The following is a 15161-nucleotide window of genomic DNA, read 5'->3' as shown; positions in this document are numbered from 1 at the left end:
CCGAATCGCGCGAGATCCTCCGGCGACACGCCCTGGCGCCCGTTCCGGTGGGATCAGCCCTTCTGGTCGGCCCGCTCGTTGTAGACCCCGGCGTACTCCTGGCCCGACATCTTCTGGATCGTCTCGACGATCTCGTCGGCGATGGCGCGGCGGGCCTTGGCGGGCGGCAGGTCGTCGTAGTGGGAGAAGTCCATCGGGGGGCCGATGCGGACGGTCGGCCGGGGCCCGAACACGCGCGGCAGCGAGGCGCCGAGCGGCTGGATCTTCTCGGTGCCCTCCAGCGCGACCGGCAGGACGCGGGCGCCGGAGGTGAGGACCAGCCAGCCGACGCCGGTGCGGGCGCGGTAGAGGCGCCCGTCCGGGGAGCGGGTGCCCTCGGGGTAGATCGCGAACGCGCCGCTGTTGTCGAGGATCTCGGCGGCCTGCTCCAGGGCGCCCATCGCGGCGCGCCGGGCGCCGCGCCGGACCGGGACGTGCCCGAGGTTGGTGAGGAACCAGCGGACGAAGCCCTTCTTCAGCCCGCCGCCCTCGAAGTAGTCGGCCTTGGCGATGTAGGTCACCGGACGCGGGACCGCCAGCGGGATGATGAAGCTGTCGATGAACGACAGGTGGTTGCTGGCCACGATGAGCGGGCCGTAGCTCGGCACGTTCTCGCCGCCCTCCACCCGGGGGCGGAAAAGCAGCCAGAGGATCGGACGCACCACGCGCGTCATGAACGTGTAGAACACCAAGCCTCCCGAATTCGGCACCGCCACTGTAACCTCTGCGCCGATCCGGGCCCGGGTCACCGCCTGCTTTTCCCGCGGGGGTGCCGGTCAACAATGGGCCTGCCGCAGGTCACGTGCGCACCGGCAAGCCTATACTGGGCGGGTCCGTACCGGGGAACGCGGGTCGGCGCCATTGGCCGGGGGCTTCGGGCGGCCACCATTCTTACCGATAAGTAAGTTTCTCTACAGTAGGTTATTGCGCCGTTTCCGCGGCCGCCCGGCGGCGGGACGCGGCGTCCCGCCGCCGGGGCGGGGGCCCGGGGCCGGGCCAGGCGACCTGGTCCTTTGCCTGCACGTTCTTCAAATGCGGGCACGGGTGCGCGATCCTGAGGAGGCACCTGGGACGGGCTCTGGGCCCTCCCAAGTCGGGGCATGAGGTGTCCAAATGGACTTCGACATCCATCTGATGCGCGACGAGCGCTGCACCCTCGCCCGGGTGCGGGGCGACATCGACGTGGTGTCCCGTCCGCGCTTCGAGCAGGCGTTGTTCGAGGTCGTGGACGTGGGCGACCCCCTCGTCGTCGACATGCGGCAGGTCACGTTCTGCGACTCCACCGGGCTGAACGCCATCGTGGCCGCCAACCGGCGCGCCCTCGAACGCGGCACACGGGTCGCACTCGTCGCACTGCCCCCGCGCGTCCAGCGGGTCTTCCAGATCACCGGGGTGGACAAGTTCATCCCGATCCACGAGACGCTCGGCGAGGCGCTCGGGTCGCTGACCGCCGCACCGGAGGACCACCGCACCGGCAGCACCTGACCTCCGCCTTCCGTCCGGCAATTGGCCGTCGCGAAAGGCCGGTTCCGCCATCCCGCGATACGGAAAACGCGCGGCCAAGCTGGCAAATCATGTAATAAGTGGAAACGGCGGCTTTTCCCACGGCAAAATGTCAGGCAAATCGACAGCTTGTCATGCGAGCATCGACTGGCCTGGAGGGAGACGCCCCGTGAGATTCTCTGTCCTGGGTGAGCTGACGGTCACCGACGCCGAAGGGCGGCCACTCGGCTTCGGCGAGGGGCGGGTGCGCAAGCGCGGCGTCAGACACCTGCTGAGCGTGCTCGCGTTACGCGACTGGGCGCTGTCGGCCGAGCAGCTCCGCTCGCTGCTGTGGGACGACGACCCGCCGGAGAGCACGTCCGCCCCGCGAACGCTCGTGTACCGGGCGCGGCGGCTGCTCCCGCGCGGCGAGGAGAGCCTCGCCACCGAGGTCGACCACGCGGGCGTGCAGCGGTACCGGCTCGTCCGCGGCCCCGGGGACGAGTTCGACGTGGAGGAGTTCGGGAACGCCGCGACGCTCGCCGACAAGGAGCGGCGCCGGGGGAACCTGGAGCGGGCCGCGAGCCTGTACGAGGAGGCGCTCGCGCTGTGGCGGAACCGTCCGGGCGAGGCGCCGCTGCCGGACTTCCCGCCGACCGCGGCGATGGACGCCTACCTCGCGCCGCTGCTGACCCGCCGCGTCCAGGTGACCGAGGCGCTGGTCGAGACGCGGCTCGACCTCGGACGGCACGGCCCGGGGCTCGCCGAGCAGATATCGGGGTTCCTCGCCTTCGACCCGCTGAACGAGCGGCTGCACGCGCTGCGCATGCTCGACCTGCACCGCACGGGACGCCGCGCCGAGGCCCTGCTCGCCTTCCGGCACGCGGCCGAGTCGTTCGAACGCCTGCTGGAGACCTCGCCCGGCGCGCGGCTGGAGCGCATGCGGGACCGCATCCGCGCCGACGACCCCGCGCTGCTGTGGCGACCCCGGCAGAAATCTCCGCAGTGCGAGGACGAGCGCCCTCCCGACCTCCGGGCCCGCCCGACCGCGCGGGGGGTCGTGGACGTCACGCTCGGCGGCAAGGACAACTACGCCGCCGACCGCGCGTTCATCGCCAGGATCATCAAGGAGACCGGCACCGACACCTGGAAGCTGTCGGGGGAGAAGCGCGACTGCGTCGTCCGGATGATCCGCTACATCGGCGGGCGCGGCGTCCGGCAGTTCCTCGACCTCGGCACCGGCATGCCCGACCCGGAGGGGCGCGACGTCCACCGGATCGCGCGGCAGGTCGCGCCGGACGCGCGGCTCCTGCTGGTCGACAACGACCCCAACGTCGGCGCCTACGCGAACGCGCTGATGGCCGACGGCGAAGGCATCGTGTTCCGCGAACTCGACCTGCGCGACGTCGACGCGGTGCTGCGCGAGGCCCGCTCGCACCTGGACTTCGGCGAGCCGGTCGGCCTGCTGTGCGTGAACACGCTCCAGCACCTCGGCGACACCGGCGAGGACCTCGGCACCGGCGCGCTCGTCGAGGCGCTCGGCCGCTACTCCGGGGCGCTGCCGCCGGGCAGCCTGATGGCGGTCACCCATATCAGCGACGACGGCCTCGACCCGCGCCTGCGCCCCTACCTGGACGCCCGCGACCCCGGCAGCGTCTTCTCGCTGTACCTGCGCAGCCCCGCGCAGATCGAGCGGCTGTTCTGCGGGCTGCCGCTGGTCGAGCCGGGCCTGGTCGACGTCGGCCGGTGGCGTCCCGACCAGCCGTGGACGGAACGCAAGATGCGCATCATCGGCGGCGTGGCGGAAGTGCGCGGGGGTGCGCGCGCCGCTCGATGACCGCGCGCGTGCGCGGTTCCCGGGCGCCGACGGTGTGACCGACCGTGTGACGGAGGCGGCCTATCGTCCGAGTCATGTCTGGTCTAACTCGCTCCTTCCGGGGCGCGATGAAGCCACGACCCAACGCGGGGGATCAACGGGGGCCGACATCCAGGCCGGCGCACAGCGCGCGCGTATGGGACTACTGGCTGGGCGGAAAGAACTTCTACAGCACCGACGCGGAGGTCGCCATCGAACTGACGGAGATGCTTCCGCATCTCGGCCGGGCCGCACGGGCCCAACGGGGTTTCCAGAGCAGGGCCGTCCGCCATCTGGCGGAGAGCGGCGTCGACCAGTTCCTCGACATCGGCGTGGGGCTGCCCGCCCGGTACGGCACGCACGAGGTCGCGCAGGCCGTGGTGCCCTCCGCGCGGGTCGTGTACGCCGACAAGGACCCGGTCGTCATGGCGCACGCCCGCGCGCTGATGACGGGACGCCCCGAGGGCGCCGTCGCGCACCTGCTCGCCGACCTGCGCGACCCCGACGCGATCCTCCTGGGCGCGGCGGAGACCCTGGACCTCCGGCGCCCGGTCGCGCTGCTCCTGCTCGGGGTGCTGGAGCACGTCGGCGACGGCGAGGAGGCGCAGTGGATCGTGAAGCGGCTGCTGTCGGCGCTCGCGCCCGGAAGCCATCTCGTCGTGGGACACCTGACCGGGGTGCTGAGCCCGGCCGCGATGGAGCGGGCGGTCGCGCACTGGAACACCACGACCGCGCCGGGGGTGGTCAGCCGCACACCCGAGGAGATCTCGGCGTTCTTCGGGGGGACGGAGCCGCTGACCCCGGGCATCGTGACCTGCTCGCGGTGGCGGCCGGGGGCGGGGTCGCGGGTCCCGGCCGTCCACCGCTACGGCGGCGTCGGGCTCCTCTCCCACTAGGCCCAGGCCCTCGCCCGGCGGCGGAGGCCGCGGAGGGCCTCCTAGGTGCAGCCCTCGAACTGGGGGACGCTCGTCGTCAGTTTGAGGCCCGAGTCGCCGAACCACTTGTCGAGCAGGCGTCCGGCCGTGCCGTCCTGGTACATGCGGGTGAGCGCGCGGTTGACGGCCTCGCAGCCCTCCAGGTCGCCCTTGCGCAGGCCGACGCCGTACTTCTCGTCGGTGAACGGCGCGTTGATGATCTTTCCGCCGCGGCCGGCGGCGAAGCCGGCGAGGATCAGGTCGTCGGTGGAGACGGCGTCCAGGCGTCCGGCGGCGAGGTCGTCCATGCAGGCGCCGTAGGTCGGCGCGGTGACGGGCGTGGCGGCGATCTCGCGCTCCTCGACGACGCGCCGCCACGAGTTGGACCCGGTCACCTCGCAGATCCGCTTGCCCTTCAGGTCGCGGACGTCGCGGATGGCGGCGCCCGGCCGGACGAGCGTGTCCTGGTGCGCGACGTAGTACGGCCCGGCGAACGTGACCGCCTTCTTGCGCCGGGCCGTGATCGAGTACGTCGCGAAGATCAGGTCGACGTCGCCCGCCGCCAGCGCCGCCTCCCGGACGGAGGAGTTCGTCGTCCGGAACCGGATCCGGCTCCTCGGCACGCCGAGCCTGCCCGCGACGTAGACGGCGACATCGACGTCGAACCCCGTGTAGACGCCGTCGGGGCCCCGCCGTCCGAGCCCGGGCTGGTCGGCCTTCACGCCGATGACCAGGGACTTCCGGTCGGCGACGGAGCCAGGCCCCGAACTGCCGCACGCCGGGGCCAGGAGCAGCGTTCCGGCCGCGGCGGCGGCGAGGCGGGTGGCGCGCATGGGGTCACTCCTGTCAGCGGAACTCGGCCAGCCGGGGACGGACGCCCGCGACGACCAGCACGGCGATGAGGGCGCCGGCGAGCGGCGGCAGCGCGGTCCAGCCGCGCAGCCCGCCGTCGGCGTCGGCGATCTCGGTGTCGAACGCGCGCTGGTGCACGGCGGTCAGAGCGCTGAGCGAGGCGTCGTAGGTGCCGAAGTCGCGGATCACCGTGGACGTGCGCCCCATCCGCAGGTCCACGGCCCCGGCGCGGTCGCCCTTGGCCGCGAGGTCGCGCATCCGCCGGTCGTAGTCGAGGACGACCCGGTACGCCCGGAGCACCTCCGCGAAGTTCACGCTCGCGCCGCCCCGGGCGCTCGCCCGCGCCTCGTCCCCGAAGAAGCCGAGGAAGGGGTCGGGGTCGCCCGGCCTGTAGCCCGCGATGCCGCCGTTCACGGCCGCGTAGAAGCTCTCCAGGTTCACCGGCCTGGCGCCCATGTCGGGGTAGATCACGGCGAGCGACTTGTCGAGGTAGGTCTGCTCGTAGGTGTCGGCGCGGCCGGGGTCGAGCAGGTAGCGGCTCTCGTCGGCGAACGCGCTGTGGCTGATCGCGCGGGCCCGCGACAGCGCCAGGACGGAGTCGAAGCCGTCCTGCTTGGCCGTCCTGATGTGCCCGGCGAGCGCCGACAGCAGGCCCGCGCCGACCAGGACGAGCGCGAGCGTCACGACCGTCGCCAGCACCAGCGCCGGGTTGAGCAGGCGGCGGAACGTGCGGGCGAGGTACACCTGCCCGGCGATGAGGACCAAGAGCGCGATAGCGCCGGTGACCGCGACCCACGTCCGTCCCGACAGCACCGCCGAGCGCTTCGTCTCGTACGCCTGCCGGACGGCCGCGCCGCTGTCGAGCGTGATGTTGTAGGCCTTCGGCAGCAGTTCGAGCCGCATCAGGTCGGTGGCCTGCCGGTAGGCGTCGATGACCTGTTTCGGCAGCTCCCCGGGCGCGTGGTCGGCCTGCCGGTCCAGCAGCATCGCCCCGCCGACGAGCCGTTCGTAGCGTCCGAGGCCCTGGAGGACCTCCTGGACGGTCGTCCGCAGGTCGGTGTCGCGGCCCGCGAGCTGCGCGGCCTGCACGGCCGCCGCGACCGCCTCCCCGCGGCGCCGCTCGTACAGGCGCAGCGACTCGTCGTAGCCGATGCCGAGCCGGTGCTCGCGCCCGATCAGCAGGATGTTGGCGACCTGCGCGTCCATGTCGCTGAGCGAGAAGTAGAGCGCGCTGGTCGCGACCACCTGCGGGCCCGCGTCGTGCCCGATCGTCTGGACGGAGTCGCGCGCGTTCCCGACCGCCATGGTGAGCACGCCCAGCAGCGCGGCGACCGCGAGCAGCGCCACCACCGCGTAGGCGCGGATCTGCCCGGGGATGGTGCGCAGCCATCGTCCGCGGGCGAAGGTGACCGCCCTGGTCTCCGGCTCGGCCGGCGGGACGGGTGGCAGCGCGCGGGAGACCGGCCGCCTCCGCGTCGTCGTCATGACGGGCCCCCGGGCGGCGCCAGCGTGATCGTCGTCCAGGCGCCGACGTGGATCCGGTCCCCCGCGCCCACCGGGACGGGCACGTTCACCGGGATCGGTTCGGAGCCGCCGTTGAGGGTCGTCCCGTTGGTGGACCCGGGATCGACCAGCACCCACGTGCCGTCGGGCTGCCCGAGGAGGACCGCGTGCAGGTGCGAGACGCCCGGGTCCTCCGGAAGCACGCCGAGGTCGATCTCCGAACCGCCGCGCCGCCCGATCCGCACCTCGCCGCCCGACAGCCGGACGCGCCGCTCCGGGCAGTACGGCGGGAACACCAGCCCCGCCGAGTCGGGCCCCTCCAGCGCGATCACCGAGGTGTGGTAGTCCCGGTCGGCGTTGATCACGGCCGTCAGGGGACCCGGCCTGGCCCTGCCCGGACGCGGCGGCGGGATCATCGGCCTGAGCCAGGTGTGCCGGGGGGCGGCGGGCATCTCGAACGTGGGCGCGCCCACCCGGCCGGGGGTCTCGAAGTCGTGGCCGTCGATCTCGCAGTAGCGGCCCGAGCGTGGCGCGCCGCAGTTCGGGCAGTCCGACATGGGCTCAGCCTCCGCCCTCGTTCGCTTCCCGGTCGCCGTGGCGGGTGCGCACCGTCCGCACGGAGCGCGTGTCCAGCGACATCTCGTCGGCCTTGGACACCCCGCGTTTCAGCCGGACGGTGCCGGTCTCGGGATCGACGACGTCCACGACCCGGTCCAGCAGCCCGGCGATCTGCTCGTTCCCGACCCGCTGGGCCAGCACGACCGCGCGGCCGAGGCGGGTCGTCGCGGTGTCCTCGTCGCCCTCGCGGCGCGCCTCCAGCCCCTCCCGGATCGCGTCGGCCAGCTCGGACTGCCCGGTGTGGTGCGCGACGCGCCCGTTGATCCGGGTGGACTTGCCCTCGTCCTCGGTCCATTCGGCGAGGACGCTGCCGTGCGCCAGCTCCCGCTCGGGCTCCTCGCCCGCCGCCGGGACGACGATCTTCACCCAGGCCGCGCGCATCTGCCGCCCGACGTCGCCCGGCGGCACCTCGACGCACAGGTGGTACTCGCGTTCCTCGGTGCCCCACGCGCCGGTCGGGTAGTCGCCCGTCTGGCGGCCCGACTCGCTCCGGCGGCCGGTGAGGTCCTCCACGAGCGGCACCATCTGCTTCACGAACCGCAGCCGCGCGTGCTGCGGCGTCCACACGCGCAGCGCCACGTCCGCGACCTCCTTGCCCATCGCGTCCCGCGTCATCGACAGGAAGTCGGACTCCAGGTCGGCCGGGTCGGGGACGTCGAGGAACCCGCCGAGCAGCACCGAGGTGATCTTGCGCAGCTCGGCGACGTCCCAGTCGGTGCCGACGCCGCGCGCGTCGCAGACGAAGGCGTCCGCGCAGTGCCGGAGCGCCGCGTCCAGCTCGGCGGCGCTCTCGTGCTGGTTCTTGCCGTCGGTCAGCAGGATCGCGTGCCGGACGGCGTCGCGGTGCCCCTCGAACAGCCTCCCGGCGAGCCGCAGCCACGAGCCGATCGCGGTGCCGCCCGCCGCGTCCAGCCGCCCGATGGCGACGAGCGCGCCGCGCCGCGTCCGGTCCCCCGCCCGGACGAGCCGCTCGCCCTGCGGGTAGATCATCCTCGGCTGGTTCGCGCCGCCGACCACGGCGAAGTGCACGCCGTCGCGCAGCGCCTTGACGGCGGCGCGGGCGGCGCGCTTGGCCGCGACCAGCTTGCCGCCGTAGGACATCGACCCGGAGGTGTCGACGATGATGATCTCGGCCCCCGGGCCGCGGCGCGGCGCCTGCGCCCGCACCGGCGGGCCGGCGCTCGCGGCCTCCACCGAGACGATCGCGTGCATCTCCCGGGCGCCCGCCGGCAGGTAGGGGTTCTGGTCGACGCGGATCGTGAACTCGGGAAGGTCGCTCATGCCGGGCTCCCTGATCGGGTCGGGCAGCGGTTCACACCACGGGGGTTCACAGCACGGGGGTTCACAGCACGGGGGTTCACAGCACGGGGGTTCACAGCACGGGGGTTCACAGCACGGGGGTTCACAGCAGGGTCCTCGGGCGGACGGCGTTGGCCCGCTTCACCATCGCGTGCCGCCGCTCGGGGCCGCCCGCGAGCTTGGCCAGCACCCGGTAGCTCTCCTCCAGCCTCCTCCGGAGTCTCGCCTCCCGCATCGGCACGCCGAGGATCGTCTGCCCCCGCGCCGGACGCGCCGGGTCGCGGTCGGCGCGCACCCACGCCAGCGCCGCCTCCAGCACCTCGGCGGCGAACGCCGCGCGCCGCTCGGTGTCGAGCCGGAGCGCCTGCAACCGGCGGCCGGCCTCGATGAGCGAGGCCGCGTCCAGGTCGCGGGGGCGGCGCCCGCGCACCGCCGCCGCGACCGCCGCGAGCTGCGCGGCGAGGTGGTGGCTGGAGACCCGGGGGATCGAGTCCAGCACGCGCTCGGCCCCGGCCCGGTCGCGGACGCCCAGCCTGACGCGGGCGAGCCCGAACGCGGCGCTCACGTGGGTGGGGTCGGTGCGCCAGACCGTCTCGTAGAAGCGTCCGGCCTCGGCGGTGTCGCCGCGGCACTCGTGGCAGAACGCGAGCGCGAGCTTGGGTGCGTGCTCGCCCGGCATCAGGTCGTACAGGTCGGCGAAGACGGCGGAGGCGTCGCCGGCGCGCCCGTCGGCGAGGGCGCGGACGCCGCGGTACCAGTCGACGCGCCAGTCGTCCGGGCCGTCCCGGGCCAGCTCGTCGAGCAGCGCGCCCGCCTCCGCGAGCCCGCCCAGCTCGATCCTGACCCGGACGAGCGCGAGCCTGACCTCGCGGGAGGCGACCGGCGCCGCCTCCAGCGCGGCGGCCAGGTCGCCGGGGTCGCGGGCGGTGAGCCCCGCGAGGAACGCGGCGGCCGGGTCCGAGCCGTACACCAGCGGGACCGGCAGCGCCACCGCCGCCGCCCGCGCCTCCAGCGGCACGAGGACCGACGCGCAGCCCGCGTCGGGACGCAGCCCCGCCGGTGTGCCCGCGTCCTCGCGGCGGTCCTCGCCGGGGCTGGCGACGACCTCGGCCCCGGCGGTGTGCTGCTCGGGGCCGAACAGCGCCGAGGGCGCCGGGCGGGGACGCCCGTCCTCGGCCGACAGCACCTCCCGCAGCACGCCCGTGAGCTGCTGCGCCATCTCCGCCGCGCTCTGGAACCGGCGCGCGGGGTCGGGGTGCGTCGCCCGCCGCAGCAGCCGGTGGTAGGACTCGTGCCGCTGGAACAGCGGCACCTCCTCGCGCGGCGGCAGGCTCCGCAGGTGCCGCCGGGTGTAGCCCGCGAACGGGATGCTGAGCACGGCGAGCGTACGGCCGACCGTGTAGAGGTCGGAGGTGATCGACGGGCCGCGCGAGCCGATCTCGGGCGCCTGGTAGCCGGGCGTCCCGAAGATCGGGCTGTCGACGTCGAACGCGCGCCGCACCCCGCCGAGGTCGATCAGCTTGAGCTGCTCCTCGGACTGGATCGCGTTGTCGGGCTTGAAGTCGCAGTACAGCAGCCCGACGCCGTGCAGGTAGCCGAGCGCGCTGAGCACCTCAAGGCCGTAGGCGATCACCTGGCCGAGCGGCAGCGACGCCTGCTCGCCCTCCGCGTCGCGGCGCGAGAGCAGGATGTCCTTCAGCGACCGCCCGCCGACGTACTCCATCACGATGTAGCCGGACCCGGCGTGCTTCACGAAGTTGTAGATCTTGACGATGTTGGGGTGCTCGACCTCGGCCAGGAACGCGCGCTCGGCGGTCGCGGCGGCCAGCGAGTCGGCGTCGCCGGTGTCGAGCATGCCCTTCAGCACGACCCAGCGCTCGCTGACGTTGTGGTCGCGCGCCAGGTACACCCAGCCGAGGCCGCCGTGCGCGAGGCAGCCGAGCACCTCGTACTGGCCGCCGATCATCTCGCCCGCGCGCAGCTTCGGCGTGAACGAGAACGGGTGCCCGCAGCTCTTGCAGAAGCCCTCGGTGCGTCCCGGGCGCCCGTCCCGGCCGCGGCCGACCGCCGCGTCGCAGCGGCTGCAGAAGCGGCGGCTCTCCGGCACCCGCGGATCCTGCATGATCGCGGACGCGGGGTCGCGGGCCGGGACCGGCGGCACCTCCACCAGCCCGGCCCCGAGCATGCCGCGCCGCGTCGAGCCGGTGGAACCGGCGGAGCCCGCCGAGCCCGTGGAACCGGTCGGGCCCGTGGAACCCATGGAGCCCGCGGAGCCGGTCGGGCCCGTGGAGCCCGTGGAGCCCGTGGAGCCGCTCGGGCCGGAGGACTCCGAGGCGGGGGCCTCGGGTCCGGCGAGCACCACGACCGGCGCCGACCCGGACGCCCCGGACGCCCGCGCGGCCTCGGTCGCCTCCACCGCCGCCGGGTTCGCCGGCGGCGGCTCGGGCAGCGGCGCCATCCCGCAGACGTCGCAGAAGCCGTCGGCCTCGACGCCGCCCGCGCAGCCGTCCTGGGCGCATCGGATCATGGCGGGGTCCCCGTCTCCTCGGGCCCGCACTCCCTGATCGCGCGCTGGTACTCCGCCACCGCGACCGTCGATCCGCGCAGGTCGCACGGCGCCGTCCACAGCAGGTCGCGGGCCTGCCCGTAGAGCAGGGTGAGCTTGTCATCCTCGGCGAGCCCGAGGCGCGCGGCCTTCGCGCGGTAGGCCTCCAGCCGCCCGCGCAGCTCGTTGCGCCGGTCGAGCAGCCCCGCGCCCAGCCGGAGATCGCTCCAGGCACGTTCCCTGGCGTCCTCCGCCGCGCGCTCCAGCTCGGCGACCCGGCCCGCCATCTCGACCCAGCGGCCCGCCTCGCGGAGCCGCTCCAGCGCGCCGAACCGGTCGCGCAGCCCCGCGGCGAGGCCGAGCCCCGGCTCGGGCAGCATCGGCGACTCGATCTTCTCCAGCACGATCGTGTAGGTGGCGAGGACCCGCCGCTCCAGCGCCTCGACCTCGTCGATGGCCGCGGTGACCTGCTCCATCTGCTCGGCGTAGCCGTCGCGCAGCCGGGCCACGCCCGACAGCTCGCCGCGCAGCGACGACAGCGTCGAGCGGACGCGGTCCAGCCGCGTCGTGTCGGCCTTCCCGTTCTTGACGAGCGACAGCGGGTCGGTGCGGACGAGCCTGCCGAGCGCGGTCAGCTCCCGTCCCAGCCGGTCCAGCTCGGGGTGGCGGGTGCCGTCCAGCGAGTGGGCCAGCCGGGCGGTCTCGCGCCAGCCCTCCTCGGCCTCCTCCAGCGGGACGAGCAGCGCCGACCATGCCGCGTCCGCCGCCGCGACCTCACCGGCGACGAACGCGTACGCCTCCGACATCAGCGCCACCGCCTCGTCCAGGGTCACCCGGCGCTCGCTCGGGCCGAGCAGCGTCCGCGCCTCCAGGGGGATCTCGCCGTCCGGCATCTCCACCGACAGCCCCGACAGCATCCCGGTCAGCTCCACCAGCGTCGCCGCGTCCAGGCGGGAGGCGCGCTCGCGCAGCTCCGACGCCGCGTCCAGGACGCGCTGGTAGGCGTCGAAGATCCGCCACAGCACCGCGAGCCTGGCCTGCGCCGCCTGCCAGCGCCGCCACGTCTCGCCGGTGAGCCGGGCGCCCTTGAGCAGCCGGATGCCGTGGTGGCCGTCGAGGTCGAGCAGGGAGGAGGCGATCCGCTCCCGCTCCTCGTGCAGTCCGCGCAGGGCATGGTCGACGCCCTCCCGGCTCATGGGCGCGGCGGCCCCTGCCCCGCTTTCTTCCACGTCAGTCCCGCGGTCGGCTCTCTCGGTCCCCGTGAGCTCCCCCGGTCCTGGCGGCTCGGGAGCGGGAACCGCTTCCAGGATCGGGCTTGCGCTCACCCATAAGTGTGATCCGTGACACTCTATGAAACAAGCGTCCATCTCCGGCCGCCACCCTCCCCTTTCGCCCCGTTTTCGGGCTTTTCGCCGTCCGGCCGTTCCGCTGCGTACAGGGCGGTGAGCGGAGTGTGTCGGCGCCGCTTTCGGCGGGTGTCCAGCGCGTCCTCGGCCGCCGTCCGGTCGCGCCCATACCCTTGTGCTTCAGGAACCTCGCATCGCAAGGTGGCGTTACGCAGGTAGGTCGTCTACGAGAGGAGTGGTGAGTCCGCGGTGTCGGACCCCAGTCATAGACCCGGTGCCCGATGGTGAGCGCGGCCCTGGGGGTGCTCGCGGTGGTCATCCTCACCGCCGCCACCGGATACTTCGTCGCACAGGAGTTCGCCTACGTCGCCGCCGACCGCGCGGCGCTCCAGCAGGCCGCCGAGCGCGACGCCGCCGCCCGCCGGGCGCTGCGGGTGATCGGCCGGCTGTCGTTCATGCTGTCGGGCGCGCAGCTCGGCATCACGATGACCACCCTGGTCGTCGGCTTCATCGCCAAGCCCGCGCTCGCCGAGCTGATCGAGCCGCTGCTGGAGGTGGCGGGCGTCCCGACCGGCGCGACCGGCGCGATCGCCCTCGCCACCGGCTTCGTCCTGGCGACGCTCATCCAGATGCTGCTGGGCGAGCTGTTCCCCAAGAACCTCGCGCTCGCGCGCGCCGAGACGCTGGCGCGCGCGCTGGCCGCCTCGACCCTCCTCTACCTGGCGGTCGCGGGCCCGCTGATCCGGCTGTTCGACCGCGCCGCCGAGCGCCTGCTGCGCGCCGTCGGCGTCGAGCCCGTCGACGAGCTGCACAGCGGCGCGACGCTGGAGGAGCTCGGCGACATCATCGGCAAGTCGCACAGCTCCGGGCACCTGCCCGCCGACCTGTCCGGCCTGCTGGAGCGCGCGCTGTCGTTCGGCGACCTGACCGCGGACGAGGTCATGGTGCCGCGCCCGCAGGTCAGCACGCTGCCGGGCACCGCCACCGCCGCCGACCTCGTCGACCTGATCCGCGAGAGCGGGCACAGCGTCTACCCCGTCTACGGGCAGGAGGTCGACGACGTCATCGGCGTCGCCGGCGTCCGCGAGGTCGCCGACGACGCGCTCGACCCCGCGACGCCGCTCGCGCGGATCGCCCGTCCGGCGCTGCTCGTCCCGGGCAGCCAGCCGCTGTACGGCGTGATCGAGCACATGCGCGACGCGAACGAGGAGTTCGCCTGCGTCGTGGACGAGTACGGCGGCCTCGCCGGCATCCTCACCTTCGAGGACGTCGCCGAGGAGCTGGTCGGCGAGATCTCCGACGAGACCGACGCCCGCGAGGACGCCCCGACCTCGGGCCCCGACGGCTCCTGGCTGGTCGACGCCGGCATGCGCATCGACGAGGTCGGCCGGCTGACCGGCCTCGACCTGCCCGAGGGCGACGCCTACGACACCCTCGGCGGCCTCGTCATGGCCGAGCTGCGCCGGCTGCCGAGCCCCGGCGACCGCCTCACGGTCGCGCTGGACGGCGCCGGGCAGGTCGAGCTGGAGGTCGTCAGCGTGGCGCGCCGCGTCGCGGAGAAGATCCGCATCCGCGGCTCGGCGCCGCGTCCGGCCGACCCCGGCCCGGTGGCGGTTCCGGCGGAGACCGGACAGGCGGATTCCGGAGAGACCGACGTCGAGCAGGAGGTGTCGTGGACCCGCTGACCTCGCTGCTGATCACCGTCCTGCTGCTGATCGGGAACGGGTTCTTCGTCGCGGCCGAGTTCGCGCTGGTGGCGGCCAACCGCCCGCAGCTCGAACGCGCGGCGGCCAAGGGCAGCCGTCCCGCCGTGGCGGCCGTCGCGGGCGTCCGCGAGCTGTCGCTGATGCTGGCGGGCGCGCAGTTCGGGATCACGATGTGCTCGCTCGGCCTCGCGATCGTCACCGAGCCCGCGTTCGAGCACGTCCTGGAACCGCCGCTGCACGCCGCCGGGGTCCCCGAGGCGGGCTCGAAGGCGATCGCGCTGACCTGCGCGCTCGCGGTCGTGACCTTCCTGCACATGGTCGTGGGGGAGATGGCGCCGAAGTCCTGGGCGATCACCCACCCGGAGCGGTCGGCGCTGCTGCTGGCGCTGCCGTTCCGCGGCTTCGCGAAGGTCTCCCGCCCCGTCCTGTCGGCGCTGAACGCCACGACGAACGCGCTGCTGCGGCTGATCGGCGTCACGCCCCGGGACGAGCTGGACAGCCACACCGACCCGGCCCGCCTCAGCCACCTGCTCGGCGAGTCGCGCCGCCTCGGCCTCATCGGCAGGCACGACCACGAGCTGCTCGGACGCGCCATCTCCGCGCGGGTCGCGACGGTCGGGCCGCTGGTCGTGCCCGCCACGTCGGTGACCACGATCGGCGCGGACGCGACCGCCGCGCAGATCCGCCGCACGGCGACCGCCAGCGGCCACAACCGGCTGCTCGTCCGCGAGGCCGACGGCACGATGACCGGGATCGTGCACGTCCGCGCCGCCATCACCGAACCCGACGGCGAACGCCGCGCGGCCGACCTGGCGCACCCGGCGCCCGTCCTGACGGCGGAGACGACCGTGCTGGACGCGGTCAGCCGGATGCGCCGCACGCGCGCGCCGCTCGCCGTCGTGAACGACGCGCGGAACGAGTTCGCGGGCATCGTCACGCTGGACGACCTCCTGGCGGAGCTGCTGGCCACCAACCCGCACTGACCACCGATCTGTAGCGGCC

General features: G+C 74.0%; 12 protein-coding genes. 5 read left to right on the top strand and 7 right to left on the bottom strand.

The annotated features are described in order from the left end of the window. Window positions 1-53: 53 nt before the first annotated feature. Window positions 54-728, bottom strand: coding sequence for a 1-acyl-sn-glycerol-3-phosphate acyltransferase (locus tag KLI87_RS04300; protein WP_214615906.1), 675 nt, complete (start codon window positions 726-728; stop codon window positions 54-56). Between the two features lie 424 nt (window positions 729-1152). Here KLI87_RS04300 and KLI87_RS04295 point away from each other — a divergent pair, with 424 nt between their 5' ends. From KLI87_RS04295 to KLI87_RS04285, 3 genes are all read left to right on the top strand, one after another. Next, entirely contained in the window at window positions 1153-1524 is a 372-nt protein-coding gene (locus KLI87_RS04295; RefSeq protein ID WP_156220213.1) for an STAS domain-containing protein, read from the top strand. Window positions 1525-1711: 187 nt separating this feature from the next. Beyond that, entirely contained in the window at window positions 1712-3358 is a 1647-nt protein-coding gene (locus KLI87_RS04290) for an SAM-dependent methyltransferase (RefSeq protein ID WP_214615905.1), read from the top strand. 74 nt (window positions 3359-3432) lie between these two features. Continuing rightward, window positions 3433-4272 (top strand): SAM-dependent methyltransferase, encoded by an 840-nt coding sequence (locus tag KLI87_RS04285; protein ID WP_242882490.1) that lies wholly within the window; start codon window positions 3433-3435, stop codon window positions 4270-4272. A gap of 41 nt (window positions 4273-4313) precedes the next feature. On the opposite strand, the gene KLI87_RS04280 is transcribed toward KLI87_RS04285, so the two are convergent. The 6 genes from KLI87_RS04280 to KLI87_RS04255 form a co-directional block, all read right to left on the bottom strand. Then, window positions 4314-5123 (bottom strand): glutamate ABC transporter substrate-binding protein, encoded by an 810-nt coding sequence (locus KLI87_RS04280; protein ID WP_214615904.1) that lies wholly within the window; start codon window positions 5121-5123, stop codon window positions 4314-4316. Between the two features lie 13 nt (window positions 5124-5136). Beyond that, window positions 5137-6627, bottom strand: coding sequence for a hypothetical protein (locus tag KLI87_RS04275; RefSeq protein ID WP_250903476.1), 1491 nt, complete (start codon window positions 6625-6627; stop codon window positions 5137-5139). Further along, window positions 6624-7202: an FHA domain-containing protein gene (locus tag KLI87_RS04270; RefSeq protein ID WP_156220217.1), complete on the bottom strand. Its 579-nt coding sequence runs from the start codon at window positions 7200-7202 to the stop codon at window positions 6624-6626. Before KLI87_RS04270 ends, KLI87_RS04275 begins: the two co-directional genes overlap by 4 nt. Window positions 7203-7206: 4 nt before the next feature. Continuing rightward, window positions 7207-8544, bottom strand: coding sequence for a VWA domain-containing protein (locus KLI87_RS04265; protein WP_214615903.1), 1338 nt, complete (start codon window positions 8542-8544; stop codon window positions 7207-7209). A 121-nt stretch (window positions 8545-8665) separates the two neighbouring features. Continuing rightward, on the bottom strand, window positions 8666-11089 hold the full coding sequence (locus tag KLI87_RS04260) for a serine/threonine-protein kinase (RefSeq protein WP_214615902.1): 2424 nt from the start codon (window positions 11087-11089) through the stop codon (window positions 8666-8668). After that, entirely contained in the window at window positions 11086-12303 is a 1218-nt protein-coding gene (locus KLI87_RS04255) for a hypothetical protein (protein ID WP_156220220.1), read from the bottom strand. Before KLI87_RS04255 ends, KLI87_RS04260 begins: the two co-directional genes overlap by 4 nt. A 431-nt stretch (window positions 12304-12734) precedes the next feature. Here KLI87_RS04255 and KLI87_RS04250 point away from each other — a divergent pair, with 431 nt between their 5' ends. Together KLI87_RS04250 and KLI87_RS04245 are read left to right on the top strand one after the other, a co-directional pair. Next, the gene (locus tag KLI87_RS04250) at window positions 12735-14138 is read left to right on the top strand and encodes a hemolysin family protein (protein ID WP_156220221.1); all 1404 of its coding nucleotides are present in this window, start codon (window positions 12735-12737) and stop codon (window positions 14136-14138) included. Then, window positions 14126-15142 carry a hemolysin family protein gene (locus tag KLI87_RS04245; protein WP_214615901.1) on the top strand — a complete coding sequence of 339 codons (1017 nt, stop codon included), beginning with the start codon at window positions 14126-14128 and terminating at the stop codon, window positions 15140-15142. The genes KLI87_RS04250 and KLI87_RS04245 overlap by 13 nt, the downstream gene beginning before the upstream one ends. Window positions 15143-15161 lie beyond the last annotated feature (19 nt).

This window comes from Actinomadura sp. NEAU-AAG7 (assembly GCF_018603865.1).
In the GTDB taxonomy this organism is placed as follows: Bacteria; Actinomycetota; Actinomycetes; order Streptosporangiales; family Streptosporangiaceae; genus Spirillospora; species Spirillospora litoris.
Note: the sequence above shows the minus strand (reverse complement) of the source record. Positions and strands in the feature narration are given on the sequence as shown.

Bases quoted from the DNA above. Each gene is read 5' to 3' on its own strand.
- KLI87_RS04260 (WP_214615902.1), bottom strand. From the start codon at position 11,089: ATGATCCGATGCGCCCAGGACGGCTGCGCGGGCGGCGTCGAGGCCGAC.
- KLI87_RS04250 (WP_156220221.1), top strand. From the start codon at position 12,735: ATGGTGAGCGCGGCCCTGGGGGTGCTCGCGGTGGTCATCCTCACCGCC.
- KLI87_RS04265 (WP_214615903.1), bottom strand. From the start codon at position 8,544: ATGAGCGACCTTCCCGAGTTCACGATCCGCGTCGACCAGAACCCCTAC.
- KLI87_RS04280 (WP_214615904.1), bottom strand. From the start codon at position 5,123: ATGCGCGCCACCCGCCTCGCCGCCGCCGCGGCCGGAACGCTGCTCCTG.
- KLI87_RS04270 (WP_156220217.1), bottom strand. From the start codon at position 7,202: ATGTCGGACTGCCCGAACTGCGGCGCGCCACGCTCGGGCCGCTACTGC.
- KLI87_RS04275 (WP_250903476.1), bottom strand. From the start codon at position 6,627: ATGACGACGACGCGGAGGCGGCCGGTCTCCCGCGCGCTGCCACCCGTC.
- KLI87_RS04255 (WP_156220220.1), bottom strand. From the start codon at position 12,303: ATGAGCCGGGAGGGCGTCGACCATGCCCTGCGCGGACTGCACGAGGAG.
- KLI87_RS04295 (WP_156220213.1), top strand. From the start codon at position 1,153: ATGGACTTCGACATCCATCTGATGCGCGACGAGCGCTGCACCCTCGCC.
- KLI87_RS04285 (WP_242882490.1), top strand. From the start codon at position 3,433: ATGTCTGGTCTAACTCGCTCCTTCCGGGGCGCGATGAAGCCACGACCC.